The sequence below is a fragment of the Pseudomonas sp. MDT1-17 genome, from assembly GCF_054898105.1.
The window spans coordinates 1963818-1978637 of sequence record NZ_JBUBVM010000001.1 but is presented as its reverse complement, the minus strand read 5'-3'; the positions used below and the strand labels follow the sequence as shown (position 1 = coordinate 1978637).

Sequence of the window (14820 nt, the reverse complement as noted above, 5' to 3'; positions counted from 1 at the left end):
GTGTGGATACGCAGCCAGGGTGTTTACAAACAACCATGAACGTAAGTATATTACTTAGCAAGCTACTTATCCACTCAGCGCACATTTTTTACCTTTCCACCTTTCGAGTGCGCAACTTGCGCGCCTGACCCGAGGATTTTCATGCAATTCAAGCCAGCTGTTACCGCTCTGGTCACTGCCCTCGCCTTGGCATCGCTGCTCAGCGGATGCAAAAAGGAAGAGGCGGTACCTGCCGCACCACCCCCTCAGGTTGGCGTCGTTACTCTGCAACCTCAAGCCTTCACTCTGACCTCCGAGCTTCCGGGTCGTACCAGCGCGTACCGCATCGCCGAAGTTCGCCCTCAGGTTAACGGCATCATTCTCAAGCGCCTGTTCAAGGAAGGCGGCGACGTCAAGGCCGGCCAGCAGTTGTATCAGATTGATCCGGCTGTATATGACGCCACCCTGAAAAGCGCCGAAGCCAACCTGCAGCAGACCAAATCGATTTCGGATCGCTACAAGCAATTGGTCAACGAACAGGCCGTGAGCCGTCAGGAATACGACACGGCCCTGGCCAACCGGTTGCAATCGGAAGCCTCCCTGCAAAGCGCCCAGATCAATGTGCGCTACACCAAGGTGTACGCGCCGATCTCCGGTCGTATCGGTCGCTCCAGCGTGACCGAAGGCGCATTGGTCACCAGCGGCCAGGTCGAAGCCATGGCGGTGATCCAGCAACTCGACCCGATCTACATCGACGTGACCCAGTCTTCCGTGGAGCTGCTGGAACTGCGCCGCGAACTGGAAAGCGGTCGTCTGCAAAAATCGGGCGACAACGCGGCCAAGGTCAAGCTAACCCTCGAAGACGGCAGCCAGTACAAACAGGAAGGCAAGCTCGAGTTCTCGGAAGTCTCGGTGGACCAGACCACCGGTTCCGTGACCTTGCGTGCAGTATTCCCGAACCCTGACCACACCCTGCTGCCAGGCATGTTTGTACACGCCCAATTGCAGGCCGGTGTGAACAGCGCGGCGATCCTCGCCCCGCAACAAGGCGTGACCCGTGATCTCAAAGGCACCCCGACCGCGCTGGTCGTCGGTCCGGACAACAAGGTCGAACTGCGTCAGCTCAAGGCCAGCCGCACTGTCGGCAGCCAGTGGCTGATCGAAGACGGTCTGAAGGCCGGCGATCGACTGATCACCGAAGGGCTGCAATATGTCAAACCTGGCATTGAAGTAAAAGCCAGTGAAGCGACTAACGTTGGCGCAAAGAACCCAGCCCCCGCACAGGCAGCTAACAAGGCTTCCAGCGGCAAAGGGGAGTAAATCATGTCCAGATTTTTTATCGACCGTCCGATTTTCGCCTGGGTAATTGCCCTGGTGATCATGCTGGTCGGGGCACTATCGATCCTCAAACTCCCGATCAACCAATACCCGAGCATTGCGCCTCCGGCCATTGCAATCCAGGTGACCTACCCGGGCGCGTCCGCACAAACCGTGCAGGACACCGTGGTGCAGGTGATCGAGCAGCAACTCAACGGTATCGACAACCTGCGTTATGTTTCCTCGGAAAGTAACTCCGACGGCAGCATGACCATTACCGCGACGTTCGAACAAGGCACCAACTCTGATACCGCGCAGGTTCAGGTCCAGAACAAACTGAACCTGGCCACCCCGCTGCTGCCGCAAGAAGTGCAGCAACAGGGGATCCGCGTGACTAAGGCAGTGAAGAACTTCCTGATGGTGATCGGCGTGGTCTCGCGCGACGGCAGCATGACCAAGGACGACTTGGCCAACTACATCGTGTCGAACATGCAGGACCCTGTCTCGCGGACCGCCGGTGTCGGTGACTTCCAGGTCTTCGGTGCCCAGTACGCGATGCGGATCTGGCTCGACCCGGCCAAGTTGAACAACTACAACCTGACCCCGGTAGACGTGAAAACCGCCATCGCCGGCCAGAACGTTCAGGTGTCGTCCGGTCAACTCGGCGGATTGCCTGCCGTGGCAGGCCAACAGCTGAATGCGACGATCATCGGCAAGACCCGCCTGCAGACTGCCGAGCAGTTCAAGGCGATCCTGCTCAAGGTCAACAAGGACGGTTCGCAAGTGCGTGTCGGCGACGTTGCGGATGTCGGTCTGGGCGGTGAAAACTACTCGGTCAGTGCCCAGTTCAACGGCAGTCCGGCCTCCGGTCTGGCGGTGAAACTGGCCAACGGTGCCAACGCCCTCGACACTGCAAAAGCCCTGCGCAAGACCATCGAAACCCTCAAGCCGTTCTTCCCGCAAGGGATGGAAGTGGTGTTCCCGTACGACACGACTCCGGTGGTGACCGAATCGATCAAGGGTGTGGTTGAAACCCTGGTCGAAGCGATCGTACTGGTTTTCCTGGTGATGTTCCTGTTCCTGCAAAACTTCCGCGCCACCGTCATCACCACGATGACCGTGCCAGTGGTATTGCTGGGTACCTTCGGGGTCCTCGCAGCGTTCGGTTTCAGCATCAACACCCTGACCATGTTCGGTATGGTGCTGGCCATCGGATTGCTGGTGGACGACGCCATCGTCGTGGTGGAAAACGTCGAACGGGTCATGAGCGAAGAAGGCTTGTCACCCAAGGAGGCCACCAAGAAATCCATGGGGCAGATCCAGGGTGCGTTGGTCGGTATTGCGCTCGTACTGTCGGCGGTACTGCTGCCGATGGCATTCTTCGGCGGTTCTACCGGTGTGATCTATAAGCAATTCTCGATCACCATCGTCTCGGCCATGGCCCTGTCGGTACTGGTCGCGCTGATCTTCACCCCGGCACTCTGCGCCACCATGCTCAAGCCGATTCCGAAAGGCGAGCACGGCGTTCCGAAACGCGGATTCTTCGGCTGGTTCAACCGCAACTTCGACCGTAGCGTGAAAAGCTACGAACGTGGCGTTGGCAATATTCTGCGCAACAAGGTGCCGTACCTGCTGGTCTACGTGATCATCGTCGTCGGCATGATCTGGCTGTTCATGCGCATCCCGTCCTCGTTCCTCCCGGAAGAAGACCAGGGCGTACTGTTCGCCCAGGTGCAAACCCCGGCCGGCTCCAGTGCCGAGCGCACGCAAGTGGTCGTGGACGAAATGCGTGAGTTCCTGCTGCGTCCGAGCAAGGATGGCGGTGAAGGCGACGCGGTGGCCTCGGTGTTTACCGTGACCGGCTTCAACTTCGCTGGCCGTGGCCAGAGCTCGGGTATGGCGTTCATCATGCTCAAACCGTGGGGCGAACGTAACGCCGACAACAGCGTGTTCAAACTGGCGGCCCGTGCCCAGCAGCACTTCTTCACCTTCCGGGACGCCATGGTGTTTGCCTTCGCCCCACCGGCGGTACTGGAGCTGGGTAACGCCACCGGTTTCGACGTGTTCCTGCAGGACCGCGCCGGTATCGGTCACGACAAGCTGATGGAAGCGCGCAACCAGTTCCTCGGCATGGCGGCGCAGAGCAAGGTGCTGTCGCAAGTCCGTCCGAACGGTCTGAACGACGAACCGCAATACCAACTGGAAATCGACGACGAGAAGGCCAGCGCCCTCGGCGTGACGCTCACCGACATCAACAACACCCTGTCGATTGCGCTGGGCAGTAGCTACGTCAACGACTTCATCGACCGCGGTCGGGTGAAAAAGGTGTACGTGCAAGGCCAGCCGGGTTCGCGCATGAGTCCTGAAGACATCAAGAAATGGTACGTGCGTAACAGCGCCGGCACCATGGTCCCGTTCTCGGCGTTCGCCAAGGGTGAGTGGATTTACGGTGCACCGAAACTGTCGCGTTACAATGGCGTAGAAGCGATGGAAATTCTTGGCACCCCGGCACCGGGTTATTCCAGCGGTGAAGCCATGGCCGAAGTCGAAGCCCTGGCGAAGAAACTGCCGGCCGGTGTCGGTATTTCCTGGACCGGTCTGTCGTATGAAGAACGACTGGCAGGCTCTCAGGCGCCGGCGCTGTTCGCGCTGTCGATCCTGATGGTGTTCCTGTGTCTGGCGGCGTTGTATGAAAGCTGGTCGATTCCGATTGCGGTGGTGCTCGTGGTACCACTGGGGATTATCGGTGCGCTGATGGCGACCAGCCTGCGCGGTCTGTCCAACGACGTGTACTTCCTGGTGGGTCTGTTGACCACCATCGGTCTGGCGGCGAAAAACGCCATTCTGATCGTCGAGTTCGCCAAAGACCTGCATGAACAGGGCAAGAGCTTGCAGGAGGCTGCGATCGAGGCTTGCCGCATGCGTTTGCGTCCGATCATCATGACGTCCCTGGCGTTCGTCCTCGGCGTGGTGCCTCTGGCCATTTCCAGCGGCGCCGGCTCGGGCAGCCAACACGCCATCGGTACGGTGGTAATTGGCGGTATGATCACCGCCACCGTGTTGGCGATCTTCTGGGTCCCGCTGTTTTTCGTCACCGTGTCGGCCATGGGGCAGCGCAAAACCGCTGACCAGGACGACGCTCTAGAACCTTCTAAAGAGGCTGGCTTATGAGCAAGTCGCTACTTTCCCTGGCTGTTGCCGCCTTCGTGCTCGGTGGCTGCTCGCTGATACCCGATTATCAGCAGCCTGAAGCACCGGTGGCGGGCCAGTACCCGCAAGGTCCGGCGTATTCGTCGGCCCAGGCGCCTGCCCAGGCTGCCGCCGAACAGGGCTGGAAGCAGTTTTTCCATGACCCGGCGCTGCAACAGCTGATCCGGGTCGCCCTGGAAAACAACCGTGATCTGCGTGTCGCGGCGCTGAACATCGACGCCTTCGCGGCGCAATACCGCATCCAGCGTGCCGATTTGTTCCCGGCGGTTTCGGCCAACGGCACCGGAAGCCGTCAGCGGGTCCCGGCACGCGCCTCGCAGACCGGCGAAGCGGGTATCACCAGTTCCTACTCGGCCACGGTCGGCATCAGCGCCTATGAACTCGACCTGTTCGGTCGGGTTCGCAGCCTGAGCGAAGAAGCGCTGCAGAAGTACTTCGCGACTGAAGAAGCGCGCCGCACCACCCAGATCAGCCTGGTGGCCAGCGTGGCCAATGCCTACCTGACCTGGCAGGCCGACAAGGAGCTGCTGAAACTGACCCAGGACACCCTTGGTGCGTTTGACGAGAGCTACAAGCTCACCGCCCGCAGCAACGAAGTGGGTGTGGCCTCGGCCCTGGACCTGGCCCAGTCGCGTACCTCGGTGGAAAACGCCCGCGCGCAACTGGCCAAGTACACCCGTCAAGTCGCCCAGGATGAAAACAGCCTGGTGCTGCTGCTCGGCACCGGTGTTCCAGCCAACTTGCAGACGCCCAAGCCATTGGCTGACGATCTGCTGAGCGAGGTGCCGGCCGGTCTGCCATCGGACTTGCTGCAACGTCGTCCGGACATCCTCCAGGCCGAATACGACCTGAAAGCGGCCAACGCCAACATCGGCGCGGCACGGGCTGCGTTCTTCCCGAGCATCAGCCTGACAGCCAATGCCGGTAGCCTGAGCCCGGACCTGTCCGGTCTGTTCAAGGGCGGTTCGGGCACCTGGTTGTTCCAGCCGCAGATCAACCTGCCGATCTTCAACGCCGGCAGCCTGCGTGCCAGCCTGGATTATTCAAAAATCCAGAAAGACATCGGCGTGGCGAACTACGAGAAGTCCATTCAAACGGCCTTCCAGGAAGTCGCCGACGGCCTGGCCGCCCGCCAGACCTACACCGATCAGTTGCAGGCCCAGCGTGATTTCGTCACCGCGAACCAGGACTACTACCGCCTGGCCGAGCGTCGCTACCGCATTGGTGTCGACAGCAACCTGACCTTCCTCGATGCCCAGCGTCAGCTGTTCAGTGCCCAACAGGTACTGATCACCGACCGTCTGGCGCAACTGGTCAGTGCCGTGAACCTGTACAAGGCACTGGGCGGTGGCTGGAACGCGCAGACGGCAAAGAACGAGCCGTTGAAAGAAGAAGCGCCGAAGCTGAAGTTGTTCTGATAGCGCGGTAAAACAAGAAGCCCACCGATTGTGTGGGCTTTTTATTGACTGCTAAAAGTTGTGTTAGCAGGTCCGGCCCCTTCGCGAGCAGGCTCGCTCCCACAGGGGATTTGTGTCTGCCACAAATTACATGCATACAGAATGACCCTGTGGGAGCTTGCTCGCGATGGCGTCACCTCAGACACTGGAAATCCCGAAGATCACTCCCGCGATTCAACCCCCAACTCATCCCACACCGACTCCGCCAGGTGGAACGTCGCGTTCGCTGCGGGAATGCCGCAGTAGATCGCGCTTTGCATGATCACTTCCTTGATCTCGCCGCGGGTCACGCCGTTGTTGGCGGCGGCGCGCAAGTGCAGTTTGAGTTCTTCGTTGCGGTTCATGCCGATCAGCATGGCGATCGTGATCAGGCTGCGGGTATGTAGCGGCAGCCCCGGACGGGTCCAGATATCGCCCCAGGCATGGCGGGTGATCATCTCCTGAAACTCCGAGTTGAACTCGGTCAGCGCGTTCAGGCTACGGTCGACGTGGGTGTCGCCGAGTACTGCACGGCGGACTTTCAGGCCCTCGTCATAGCGTTGTTTCTCGTCCACAACAATCCCCTTAATGAGCCGACAAAAACGTCAGTACCCGGTCACTGAATGCAGCGCCGGCCTGGACGTTGGACAGGTGCGCGGCGTAGAACTCGGCGTACTCGGCGCCCTGCACGTGTTCCTGAATGAAGTGCCCGCCGGACGGCGGCGTCACCGCGTCTTCGGTGCCGGCGATGACCAGCAGCGGCACCTTGATCGAGGACAGCTGATCGCGGAAATCGGCATCGCGCACGGCGGCACAGTTCGCGGCATACCCTTGAGGCGAAGTGGCCGCGAGCATGTCGGTAATCTTCTTCGCGGCGGCAGGATTCGCTTCAGCAAAGTCAGGGGTGAACCAGCGCGCAATCGACGCATCGCGCAGGGCGACCATGGCCGCCGCGCCGTCACGCAGCACGGTTTCGATCCGTGGGTTCCACACCGACGGATCGCCGATTTTCGCTGCGGTGTTGCACACCACCAGTTTGTGCAGACGCTGGCCGGCGTTGATCCCCAGCCATTGGCCAATCAAACCGCCCATCGACAGACCGCAAAAATGCGCGCGCTCGATGTGCAATGCATCCAGCAGCGCCAGCACGTCGTGGCCCAGTTGCTCGATGCTGTACGGACCCGGCGTTACCAGCGATTGTCCGTGGCCACGGGTGTCGAAACGCAGCACCCGGAAATGCTCGGTGAACGCCGCAATCTGCGCGTCCCACATGTGCAGGTCGGTCCCCAGCGAGTTGGACAGCACCAGCACCGGCGCATCCGCCGGGCCATCGAGTTGCGGCCCTTGAATTTGGTAGTGCAGTTCGCCCTCGGCGAGTTGTACAAAAGCCACAGCAATCTCCTTCAGGCAGTCAACGCAGAATGTTCAGCCACCGCTCGCTCGACCCAAGTATGGGCCTGACCGAGGTAATGGGCGGGGTCCAGCAGACGATCGAGTTCAGCATCCGACAGTTCGGCGGTCACTTGCGGCTCGTCGCCGAGTACTGCGCGCAGATGACGTTGTTCGGCCACTGCGCGCTTGCAGCATTGCTCCAGCAAATGGTGCGCCGTGTCGCGCCCCACTCGTTGAGCGAGGACGATACTCACCGCTTCGGCGAGCACCAGGCCTTGGGTCAGGTCGAGGTTGCGGGCCATGCGTTCGGCGTCCACTTCCAGTCCATCCGCCACCAGCAACGCGTGTTTCAGGCTGCCGGACACCAGGCAGCAAATCTCCGGCAGGGTTTCCCACTCGGCATGCCACAGGCCCAGGCTGCGCTCGTGTTCTTGAGGCATGGCGCTGAACAGGGTCGAGAGCAAACCCGGAACCCGCGTTGCCGCGCCGATCAGCACCGCCGCGCCTACCGGGTTGCGTTTGTGCGGCATGGTCGAAGAACCGCCCTTGCCCGGCGCCGAGGGTTCGAACACTTCAGCGGCTTCGGTCTGCATCAACAGGCTGATGTCGCGACCCAGTTTGCCAAGGCTGCCGGCGATCAATCCCAATACCGAGCCGAACTCCACCAAGCGATCTCGCTGGGTGTGCCAAGGCTGTTCCGGCAACGTCAATTGCAACTCTTCGGCCAGTGCCTGGGCAATTGGCATCGCCTGCTCGCCAAGGGCCGCGAGGGTTCCGGAGGCGCCGCCGAATTGCAGCACCAGCAATCGCGGTTTGAGTTCTTGCAAACGCTGACGGCTGCGAGTGACAGAGCCCAGCCAACCGGCGATTTTCATGCCGAGGGTGACTGGCGTCGCGTGCTGCAACCAGGTGCGCCCGGCCAGCGGTGTGGCAACGTAACGCAAGGCTTGAGTCGCGAGAATTTCGCCCAGTTGCACCAGATCGCTTTCGATGAGTTCCAGCGCCCGGCGCAGTTGCAGCACCAAACCTGAGTCCATCACGTCCTGGCTGGTCGCGCCCAGATGCACATAGCGCTCGGCTTCGGCATGGTTGGCCGCGATCTGTTTACCCAGCGCCTTGACCAACGGAATCGCCGAATTGCCGGCCGTGGCAATCGCCTCGCCGAGGGCGGCGAAGTCGTATTGCCCGGCCTGACATGCCGCTTCAATGGGCGCGACAACTGTTTGCGGAATCAGCCCTACGCGTGCCTCGGCCCGGGCCAGTGCCGCTTCGAAATCAAGCATCGCTTGAACCCGCCCCTGATCGCAGAACACCTCACGCATATCGCGGGCAGTGAAATAGGCATCGAACAATTGATTGCCCGGTCGCTCGTTCATAAACAGTCCCTGCAGGCGTGGGCCGGTCAGGCCCACGCAGATGGATCAAAGGGGTAATCAGCACCTTCGCCAGTGTAGTGCGCTGTAGTAGCGGTGGAGGTTGTCATTGTTTTTCACTCTTTGGTGACAGTGAGAGCCTAGACACACTTTGTAACAGTCCCGTTCCACAGAAGCATTAGCAACACAGATCCCCTGTGGGAGCGAGCCTGCTCGCGAAAGCGGTGTATCAGTGCCATCAATGCTGAATGACACACCGCAATCGCGAGCAGGCTCGCTCCCACAGGGGTGAGGTGTTCTCTCAGTAATCGAAGAACACCGTCTCCGCATCCGTCCCTTGCAGAATCACATTCCACTGATACACACCCGAAGCATCCTGCTTCGCCAGCAACGTACTGCGGCGTTCAGCCGGCACACACTCCAGCAGCGGATCCGACACATTCGCCGGCTCTCCATCAAAGTAAATCCGTGTCAGCAAGTGCTTCACCAACCCGCGAGCAAACACCAGCACTACCAGATGCGGCGCCTGGGTCGTGCCTTTCAGGCCCTCCACCGTGCCCGGCTTGATGGTGGTAAAACGAAAGCGCCCATGCGCATCCACCGGTACCCGGGCAAAGCCTTCGAAGTTTGGGTCCAGAGGTTTGTCCTGATCGTCTTCGGGGTGGTCGTACTTGCCGGCGGCGTTGGCTTGCCAGACTTCCAGCATTGCATCGTTAACAAAATCACCGTTGCCATCGACGACTTGCCCGGTGATCGCCACGCGCTGGCCCAGGGTTTGCTCGACCGTCAGGTCTTCGCGGTTCAGCCAGGTCAGGCCGATGTGGTAATACGGCCCGACGGTGTGGGACGTGGTCGCATTCAGCGTCATCTTATTTCTCCATCGGCGTGGCTTCGCGGCCGCGCAAGACGATGTCCCAGCGATAACCGAGGGCATAGGAAGGGATGGTTTTTTCCAGGTCGAAACTGGCGATCAAACGTTCTTTGGCGCGGGTATCCGGTACGCAGTTGTAGATCGGGTCATAGGCCAGCAGCGGGTCGCCCGGGAAATACATCTGAGTCACCAGGCGCGTCAGAATGCTCGGCCCGAAGAGTGAGAAATGGATGTGCGCCGGACGCCACGCGTTGTGGTGGTTGCCCCACGGGTAGGCACCGGGCTTGATGGTCTGGAACTGATACCAGCCATCGGCGTCGGTCACGGTGCGGCCGGTGCCGGTGAAATTCGGGTCCAGCGGCGCATCGTGCAGGTCGCGGGCATGGTTATAGCGACCGGCAGCGTTGGCTTGCCAGATCTCCACCAGAATGCCCGGCACCGGCAAGCCATCTTCATCCAGCACGCGGCCGTGAATGATGATGCGTTCGCCCAGTGGCTCGCCCTTGTGCTGGGCGGTCAGGTCGTTGTCCTTCTCCTGCACTCGCTCGGCGCCGATGGTCGGACCGGTAATTTCCGACAGCGAATGGGGCAAAAACACCAACGGCTTGGACGGTGAGCGCAGGTTGGTGGATTGATAAGTCGGGTGCAGGTAGTCCGGCTGGGTGCCCTCCTGCGGGCGACGGTAACCAGGCTTGTCAGTCATTTCGCTTTCCTCTGTTCTTATTGTCACGGCTGCGCGTCAGACGCGTTCGATGGCCAAGGCCAGACCCTGGCCCACGCCGACGCACATGGTCGCCAGACCTTTCTTGCCACCGGTCTTTTCCAGCTGATGCAGCGCGGTCAGTACCAGTCGGGCGCCACTCATGCCCAACGGATGGCCCAAGGCAATGGCGCCACCGTTCGGGTTGACCTGGGCAGCGTCGTCCGCCAGCCCCAGTTCACGCAGCACTGCCAAACCCTGGCTGGCGAACGCTTCGTTGAGTTCGATTACGTCGAAATCGCTGACGGCCAGACCAAGGCGCTCGGTCAATTTGCGCACCGCAGGCACCGGGCCGATGCCCATGACCCGTGGTGCGACACCGGCGCTGGACATGCCCAGCACTTTGGCGCGGGCGGTCAGACCGTGTTTCTTCACCGCCTCGCCAGAGGCCAGAATCAATGCCGCCGCACCATCGTTCACACCGGAAGCATTGCCGGCGGTGACTGTTTTGTCGGGACCGTTGACCGGTTTGAGTTTGGCCAGGGTTTCCAGCGTGGTGTCGGCGCGAGGATGTTCATCCTGACTGACGACACTTTCACCCTTCTTGTGGGCAATGCGCACTTCAACGATTTCTTCGGCGAAAAATCCTGCGGCTTGTGCGGCGGCCGCCCGTTGTTGACTGCGCAGTGCGAAAGCGTCTTGATCCTCGCGGGGCACTTCGTAATCGTCAGCCACGTTATCGGCGGTCTGCGGCATCGCATCGACGCCGTATTGAGCTTTCATCAACGGGTTGATGAAACGCCAGCCGATGGTGGTGTCTTCCAGCTTCATGTTGCGCGAGAACGCCGCATCAGCCTTGCCCATCACGAACGGTGCACGGGACATCGACTCTACGCCGCCAGCAATCGCCAGCTCCATCTCGCCACTGGCGATGGCCCGGAAAGCGGTGCCGATGGCATCCATACCCGAGGCGCAGAGGCGATTGAGGGTCACGCCCGGAATGGTTTCCGGCAGGCCCGCCAGCAACAACGCCATGCGCGCTACGTTGCGGTTGTCTTCGCCGGCCTGGTTGGCGCAACCGAGGAACACCTCGTCAACCGCGCTCCAGTCGACCGATGGGTTGCGCGCCATCAGCGCCTTGATTGGCACGGCGGCCAGGTCGTCAGCGCGAACCGCCGACAGGCCACCGCCGAAACGGCCTATGGGGGTGCGAATCGCGTCGCAGATATAAACGTCGCGCATCAGGCTTCTCCGGGTGCTTGGCCGTGGGCGGCTGCGGTGCGGGCTTCCAGATCCCTGAGCGCCGTCAGTTCGACGACCGTTGGCTCAGCGGTGTTTTCAACCGTCTCGGCAAAACGAATCGCCCAACCGGTAGCGGCAGTCACTTGCTCGCGGGTCACGCCTGGGTGCAGCGCGGTGACCACGAATTCATGGGTATCCGCTTCCGGTTCCATGATGCACAGGTCGGTGATGATGCCGACCGGTCCGGCGCCCGGCAGACCGAGTCGCTTGCGCGAATCACCGCCCTCGCCATGGCCGACCGAGGTAATGAAGTCGAGTTTGTCGACAAAGGAACGCACCGACTGCTTGAGGATGATCAGCACGCTCTTGGCGGAACCGGCGATCTCCGGCGCGCCACCGGCACCCGGCAGGCGGACTTTCGGCTGATGGTAGTCGCCCACCACCGTGGTGTTAATGTTGCCGAATCGATCGACTTGCGCGGCGCCAAGGAAACCGACGTCGATGCGCCCGCCCTGCAACCAATAGCGAAAAATCTCACCGGTCGGAACCACGGTATCGGCGGTTTCCGCCAGCTCGCCGTCACCGATAGACAGCGGCAGCACGCTGGGCTTGGCACCAATCGGACCTGATTCGTAGATCAGGACGACGTCCGGTGAGGACGTCAGACGCGCCAGGTTCGCGGCTTTCGACGGCAGGCCGATACCCACGAAGCACACCGAACCGTTTTTCAGACGGCGGGCAGCGGCGACGGTCATCATTTCATTGGTGGTGTAAGTCATTACTTCGCCTCCGAAGCAGCGGCCAGTTTGGCCTGGAACTCGCTGAAGTCAGCGCAGCCGTGGATGTACTCGTTGATCCACGCGGTGAAGGTTTCACGGTCGCGGGCAATCGGGTCCCAGGCCTGATAGAAACGGTTATCACGCTCGTTGTAACCGTGAGCGTATGACGGATGCGCGCCGCCGGGAACGTGGCAGACCGCGCTCAACGCCCACGTCGGCAGAACACACGAGTTCATCGGTGCATTGAGGTCGTCGACGATTTCTTCGACGGTAACGATGCAACGCTTGGCGGCCAACGCCGCTTCTTTCTGCACGCCGAGAATGCCCCAGAGCAGCACGTTGCCTTTGCGGTCGGCTTTCTGCGCGTGAATCACGGTGATGTCCGGGCGCACCGAAGGCACGGCCGCCAATACTTCGCCGGTGAATGGGCAGGTAACGGTTTTGATCAGCGGATTGACCTTCGGCAGGTCGGAACCGGCGTAGGCACGCAACACCGCGAACGGTAGGCCGGATGCGCCAGCGACGTAGGCATTGGCCAGGTCGGCGTGGCTGTGTTCTTCGATTTCCAGCGCGTGTGGCCACTGTTTCTCGACGGCGTCACGCAGGCGGTGCAGCGAACCGACGCCCGGGTTGCCGCCCCAGGAGAAAATCAGCTTGCGAGCACAACCGGCGCCGATCAACTGGTCGTAGACCAGGTCAGGCGTCATCCGCACCAGGGTCAGGTCTTTCTTGCCCTGGCGAATGATTTCGTGACCCGCCGCCGTAGGGATCAGGTGAGTGAAGCCTTCGAGCGCGACGGTATCGCCGTCGTTAACGAATTGCTTTACCGCGTCGTGCAGCGAAAGGATTTCAGCCATGGGGCAGGCTCCCGTTTTGTTATGAACCGACAGTGGTAGAAAAAGGCGCGATGCGCAGCGCCGGAATGACTGAAGAGTAAGCCCCTGAAAAACGCCAAACAATCCGATAATCGACTAAGTGTTCGTTTATCGAACAGATTATTGTCTGGCTACCGATCCCCAAAAGCTTCGCGAGCAGGCTCGCTCCCACAGTTGATCGCGTTCCCCTGTGGGAGCGAGCCTGCTCGCGAAGAGGCCCGCCAATTCAACAACGATCATGTACCCTCAGGTTGCATCCGCATGACTGACCATGCCCTTGATCACCACCGCCGTGGTCGCCAATGCTGCTGGAATCACCAGCGCTGTCAGCACCTGCTCAAAGTTCCAGCCAAGGCCCAGTAGTGTCGCGCCCATCCACGCACCGAGAATTGCACCGAAGCGGCCAATCCCGAGCATCCACGACACCCCGGTCGCCCGCCCCTGGGTCGGATAAAACCGCGCCGCCAGTGAAGGCATCGCCGATTGCGCGCCGTTGACACACATCCCGGCCACCAGCACCAACGTCGCCAGCAGCGTGATGTTGCCCAGGCTTTGCCCTACCGCGTAGGCAAATACCCCGGCGAGTAGATAGAAAATGCCGATAACCTTGTGCGGATTGAACCGGTCCATCGCCCAGCCCACGCCGACCGCGCTCAATACCCCACCAAACTGGAACAACGCGCCAATAAACGCCGCCTGTTCCATACTCGCGCCACTGTCACGCATCAGCGTCGGCAGCCAACTGGTCAGCAGATAAACGATCACCAGCCCCATGAAGTAGGTCAGCCACAGCAACAAGGTGCCGGTGCTGTAGGTGCCGGAGAAGATCACTGCGAAAACATTGCGGGCCTTCACGGTTTTCTGTTCCGGCACGCTGAAGCTGGATGCCTGGGCAACGACCGTCGGGTCGATTGGCGCCAGCGTCTTGCGTACTTTGTCAGTGCCGCGATTGCGGACGACGAGGTAGCGCGCCGATTCCGGCAGCCAGAAGAACAAAACGACTGCGAGGATCAGCGGCAGAATCCCGCCAATCAGCAGCAGGCTGTGCCAGCCATAAGCCGGGATCAGCTTGGCGGAAATGAAACCGCCGCCAGCCATGCCAAGGTTGAAGCCGCAGAACATGCTGGTCACCAACAGGGACTTCTTACGCTCCGGGGTGTATTCGGACAGGAGCGTCGTGGCGTTCGGCATGCCGGCGCCAAGGCCCAGGCCGGTTAGAAAACGCAGCACCAGCAGCTGATCGACGTTGGTGCTGTAAGCCGAAGCCAGGCTGAAAGCGCCGAATAACAGCACCGCCCCCACCAGTACGATTTTTCGCCCGAAGCGGTCAGCCAACGGGCCAGAACCCAGTGCGCCGAAGACCATGCCGATCAGCGCAGCGCTCATCACCGGGCCAAGGCTGGCGCGGTCGATGCCCCAATCCTGGGACAGGGCGGGCGCGATGAAGCCCATGGCCGCCGTGTCGAGGCCATCGAGGAAAACAATCAGGAAACACAGAATTACCACTCGCCACTGGTAGCGCGATATGGGTTGAGCATTGATGAAGGACTGCACGTCGAGGCAGTTTCCTACAGCAGACTGAGGCTGGTTCATTATTTTTATTCCACGCAAGAACGCAGTCGAACAGGTGTCAGCCAAGGCTGACG

At 60.8% G+C, this 14820-nt stretch carries 12 protein-coding genes; 3 read left to right on the top strand and 9 right to left on the bottom strand.

Features of this window, described 5'->3' with window-relative positions; translation table 11 throughout:
- Positions 1-141 precede the first annotated feature (141 nt).
- The 3 genes from emhA to emhC are packed head-to-tail and all read left to right on the top strand — an operon-like array spanning position 142 to position 5924.
- Positions 142-1299, top strand: coding sequence for an efflux RND transporter periplasmic adaptor subunit EmhA (gene emhA / locus ACYZTX_RS09015; protein ID WP_462033771.1), 1158 nt, complete (start codon positions 142-144; stop codon positions 1297-1299).
- Positions 1300-1302: 3 nt separating this feature from the next.
- Positions 1303-4467 (top strand): efflux RND transporter permease subunit EmhB, encoded by a 3165-nt coding sequence (emhB, locus tag ACYZTX_RS09010; protein ID WP_462033770.1) that lies wholly within the window; start codon positions 1303-1305, stop codon positions 4465-4467.
- The gene (gene emhC / locus ACYZTX_RS09005) at positions 4464-5924 is read left to right on the top strand and encodes an efflux RND transporter outer membrane subunit EmhC (RefSeq protein WP_462033769.1); all 1461 of its coding nucleotides are present in this window, start codon (positions 4464-4466) and stop codon (positions 5922-5924) included. The genes emhB and emhC overlap by 4 nt, the downstream gene beginning before the upstream one ends.
- A gap of 200 nt (positions 5925-6124) precedes the next feature.
- Here the strand turns inward: emhC and pcaC are convergent, their stop codons facing one another.
- The 9 genes from pcaC to ACYZTX_RS08960 all read right to left on the bottom strand — a co-directional run bounded on the left by pcaC (position 6125) and on the right by ACYZTX_RS08960 (position 14767).
- A complete protein-coding gene (pcaC, locus tag ACYZTX_RS09000) occupies positions 6125-6517 on the bottom strand; it encodes a 4-carboxymuconolactone decarboxylase (protein ID WP_462033768.1) in 393 nt (130 codons plus the stop codon).
- Between the two features lie 10 nt (positions 6518-6527).
- Entirely contained in the window at positions 6528-7334 is an 807-nt protein-coding gene (pcaD, locus tag ACYZTX_RS08995) for a 3-oxoadipate enol-lactonase (RefSeq protein ID WP_462033767.1), read from the bottom strand.
- 11 nt (positions 7335-7345) lie between these two features.
- Positions 7346-8710, bottom strand: a complete 1365-nt coding sequence (locus ACYZTX_RS08990; protein WP_462033766.1) for a 3-carboxy-cis,cis-muconate cycloisomerase — start codon at positions 8708-8710, stop codon at positions 7346-7348.
- A gap of 298 nt (positions 8711-9008) precedes the next feature.
- Entirely contained in the window at positions 9009-9575 is a 567-nt protein-coding gene (gene pcaG / locus ACYZTX_RS08985) for a protocatechuate 3,4-dioxygenase subunit alpha (RefSeq protein ID WP_462033765.1), read from the bottom strand.
- 1 nt (position 9576) lies between these two features.
- Positions 9577-10281, bottom strand: a complete 705-nt coding sequence (gene pcaH, locus ACYZTX_RS08980; protein WP_462033764.1) for a protocatechuate 3,4-dioxygenase subunit beta — start codon at positions 10279-10281, stop codon at positions 9577-9579.
- A 36-nt stretch (positions 10282-10317) separates the two neighbouring features.
- Positions 10318-11523, bottom strand: coding sequence for a 3-oxoadipyl-CoA thiolase (pcaF, locus tag ACYZTX_RS08975; RefSeq protein ID WP_462037011.1), 1206 nt, complete (start codon positions 11521-11523; stop codon positions 10318-10320).
- The gene (locus ACYZTX_RS08970; protein WP_462033763.1) at positions 11520-12299 is read right to left on the bottom strand and encodes a CoA-transferase subunit beta; all 780 of its coding nucleotides are present in this window, start codon (positions 12297-12299) and stop codon (positions 11520-11522) included. The genes pcaF and ACYZTX_RS08970 overlap by 4 nt, the downstream gene beginning before the upstream one ends.
- Positions 12299-13156 carry a CoA transferase subunit A gene (locus ACYZTX_RS08965; RefSeq protein ID WP_149417863.1) on the bottom strand — a complete coding sequence of 286 codons (858 nt, stop codon included), beginning with the start codon at positions 13154-13156 and terminating at the stop codon, positions 12299-12301. Before ACYZTX_RS08965 ends, ACYZTX_RS08970 begins: the two co-directional genes overlap by 1 nt.
- Before the next feature lie 264 nt (positions 13157-13420).
- The gene (locus ACYZTX_RS08960; protein ID WP_462033762.1) at positions 13421-14767 is read right to left on the bottom strand and encodes an aromatic acid/H+ symport family MFS transporter; all 1347 of its coding nucleotides are present in this window, start codon (positions 14765-14767) and stop codon (positions 13421-13423) included.
- Positions 14768-14820 lie beyond the last annotated feature (53 nt).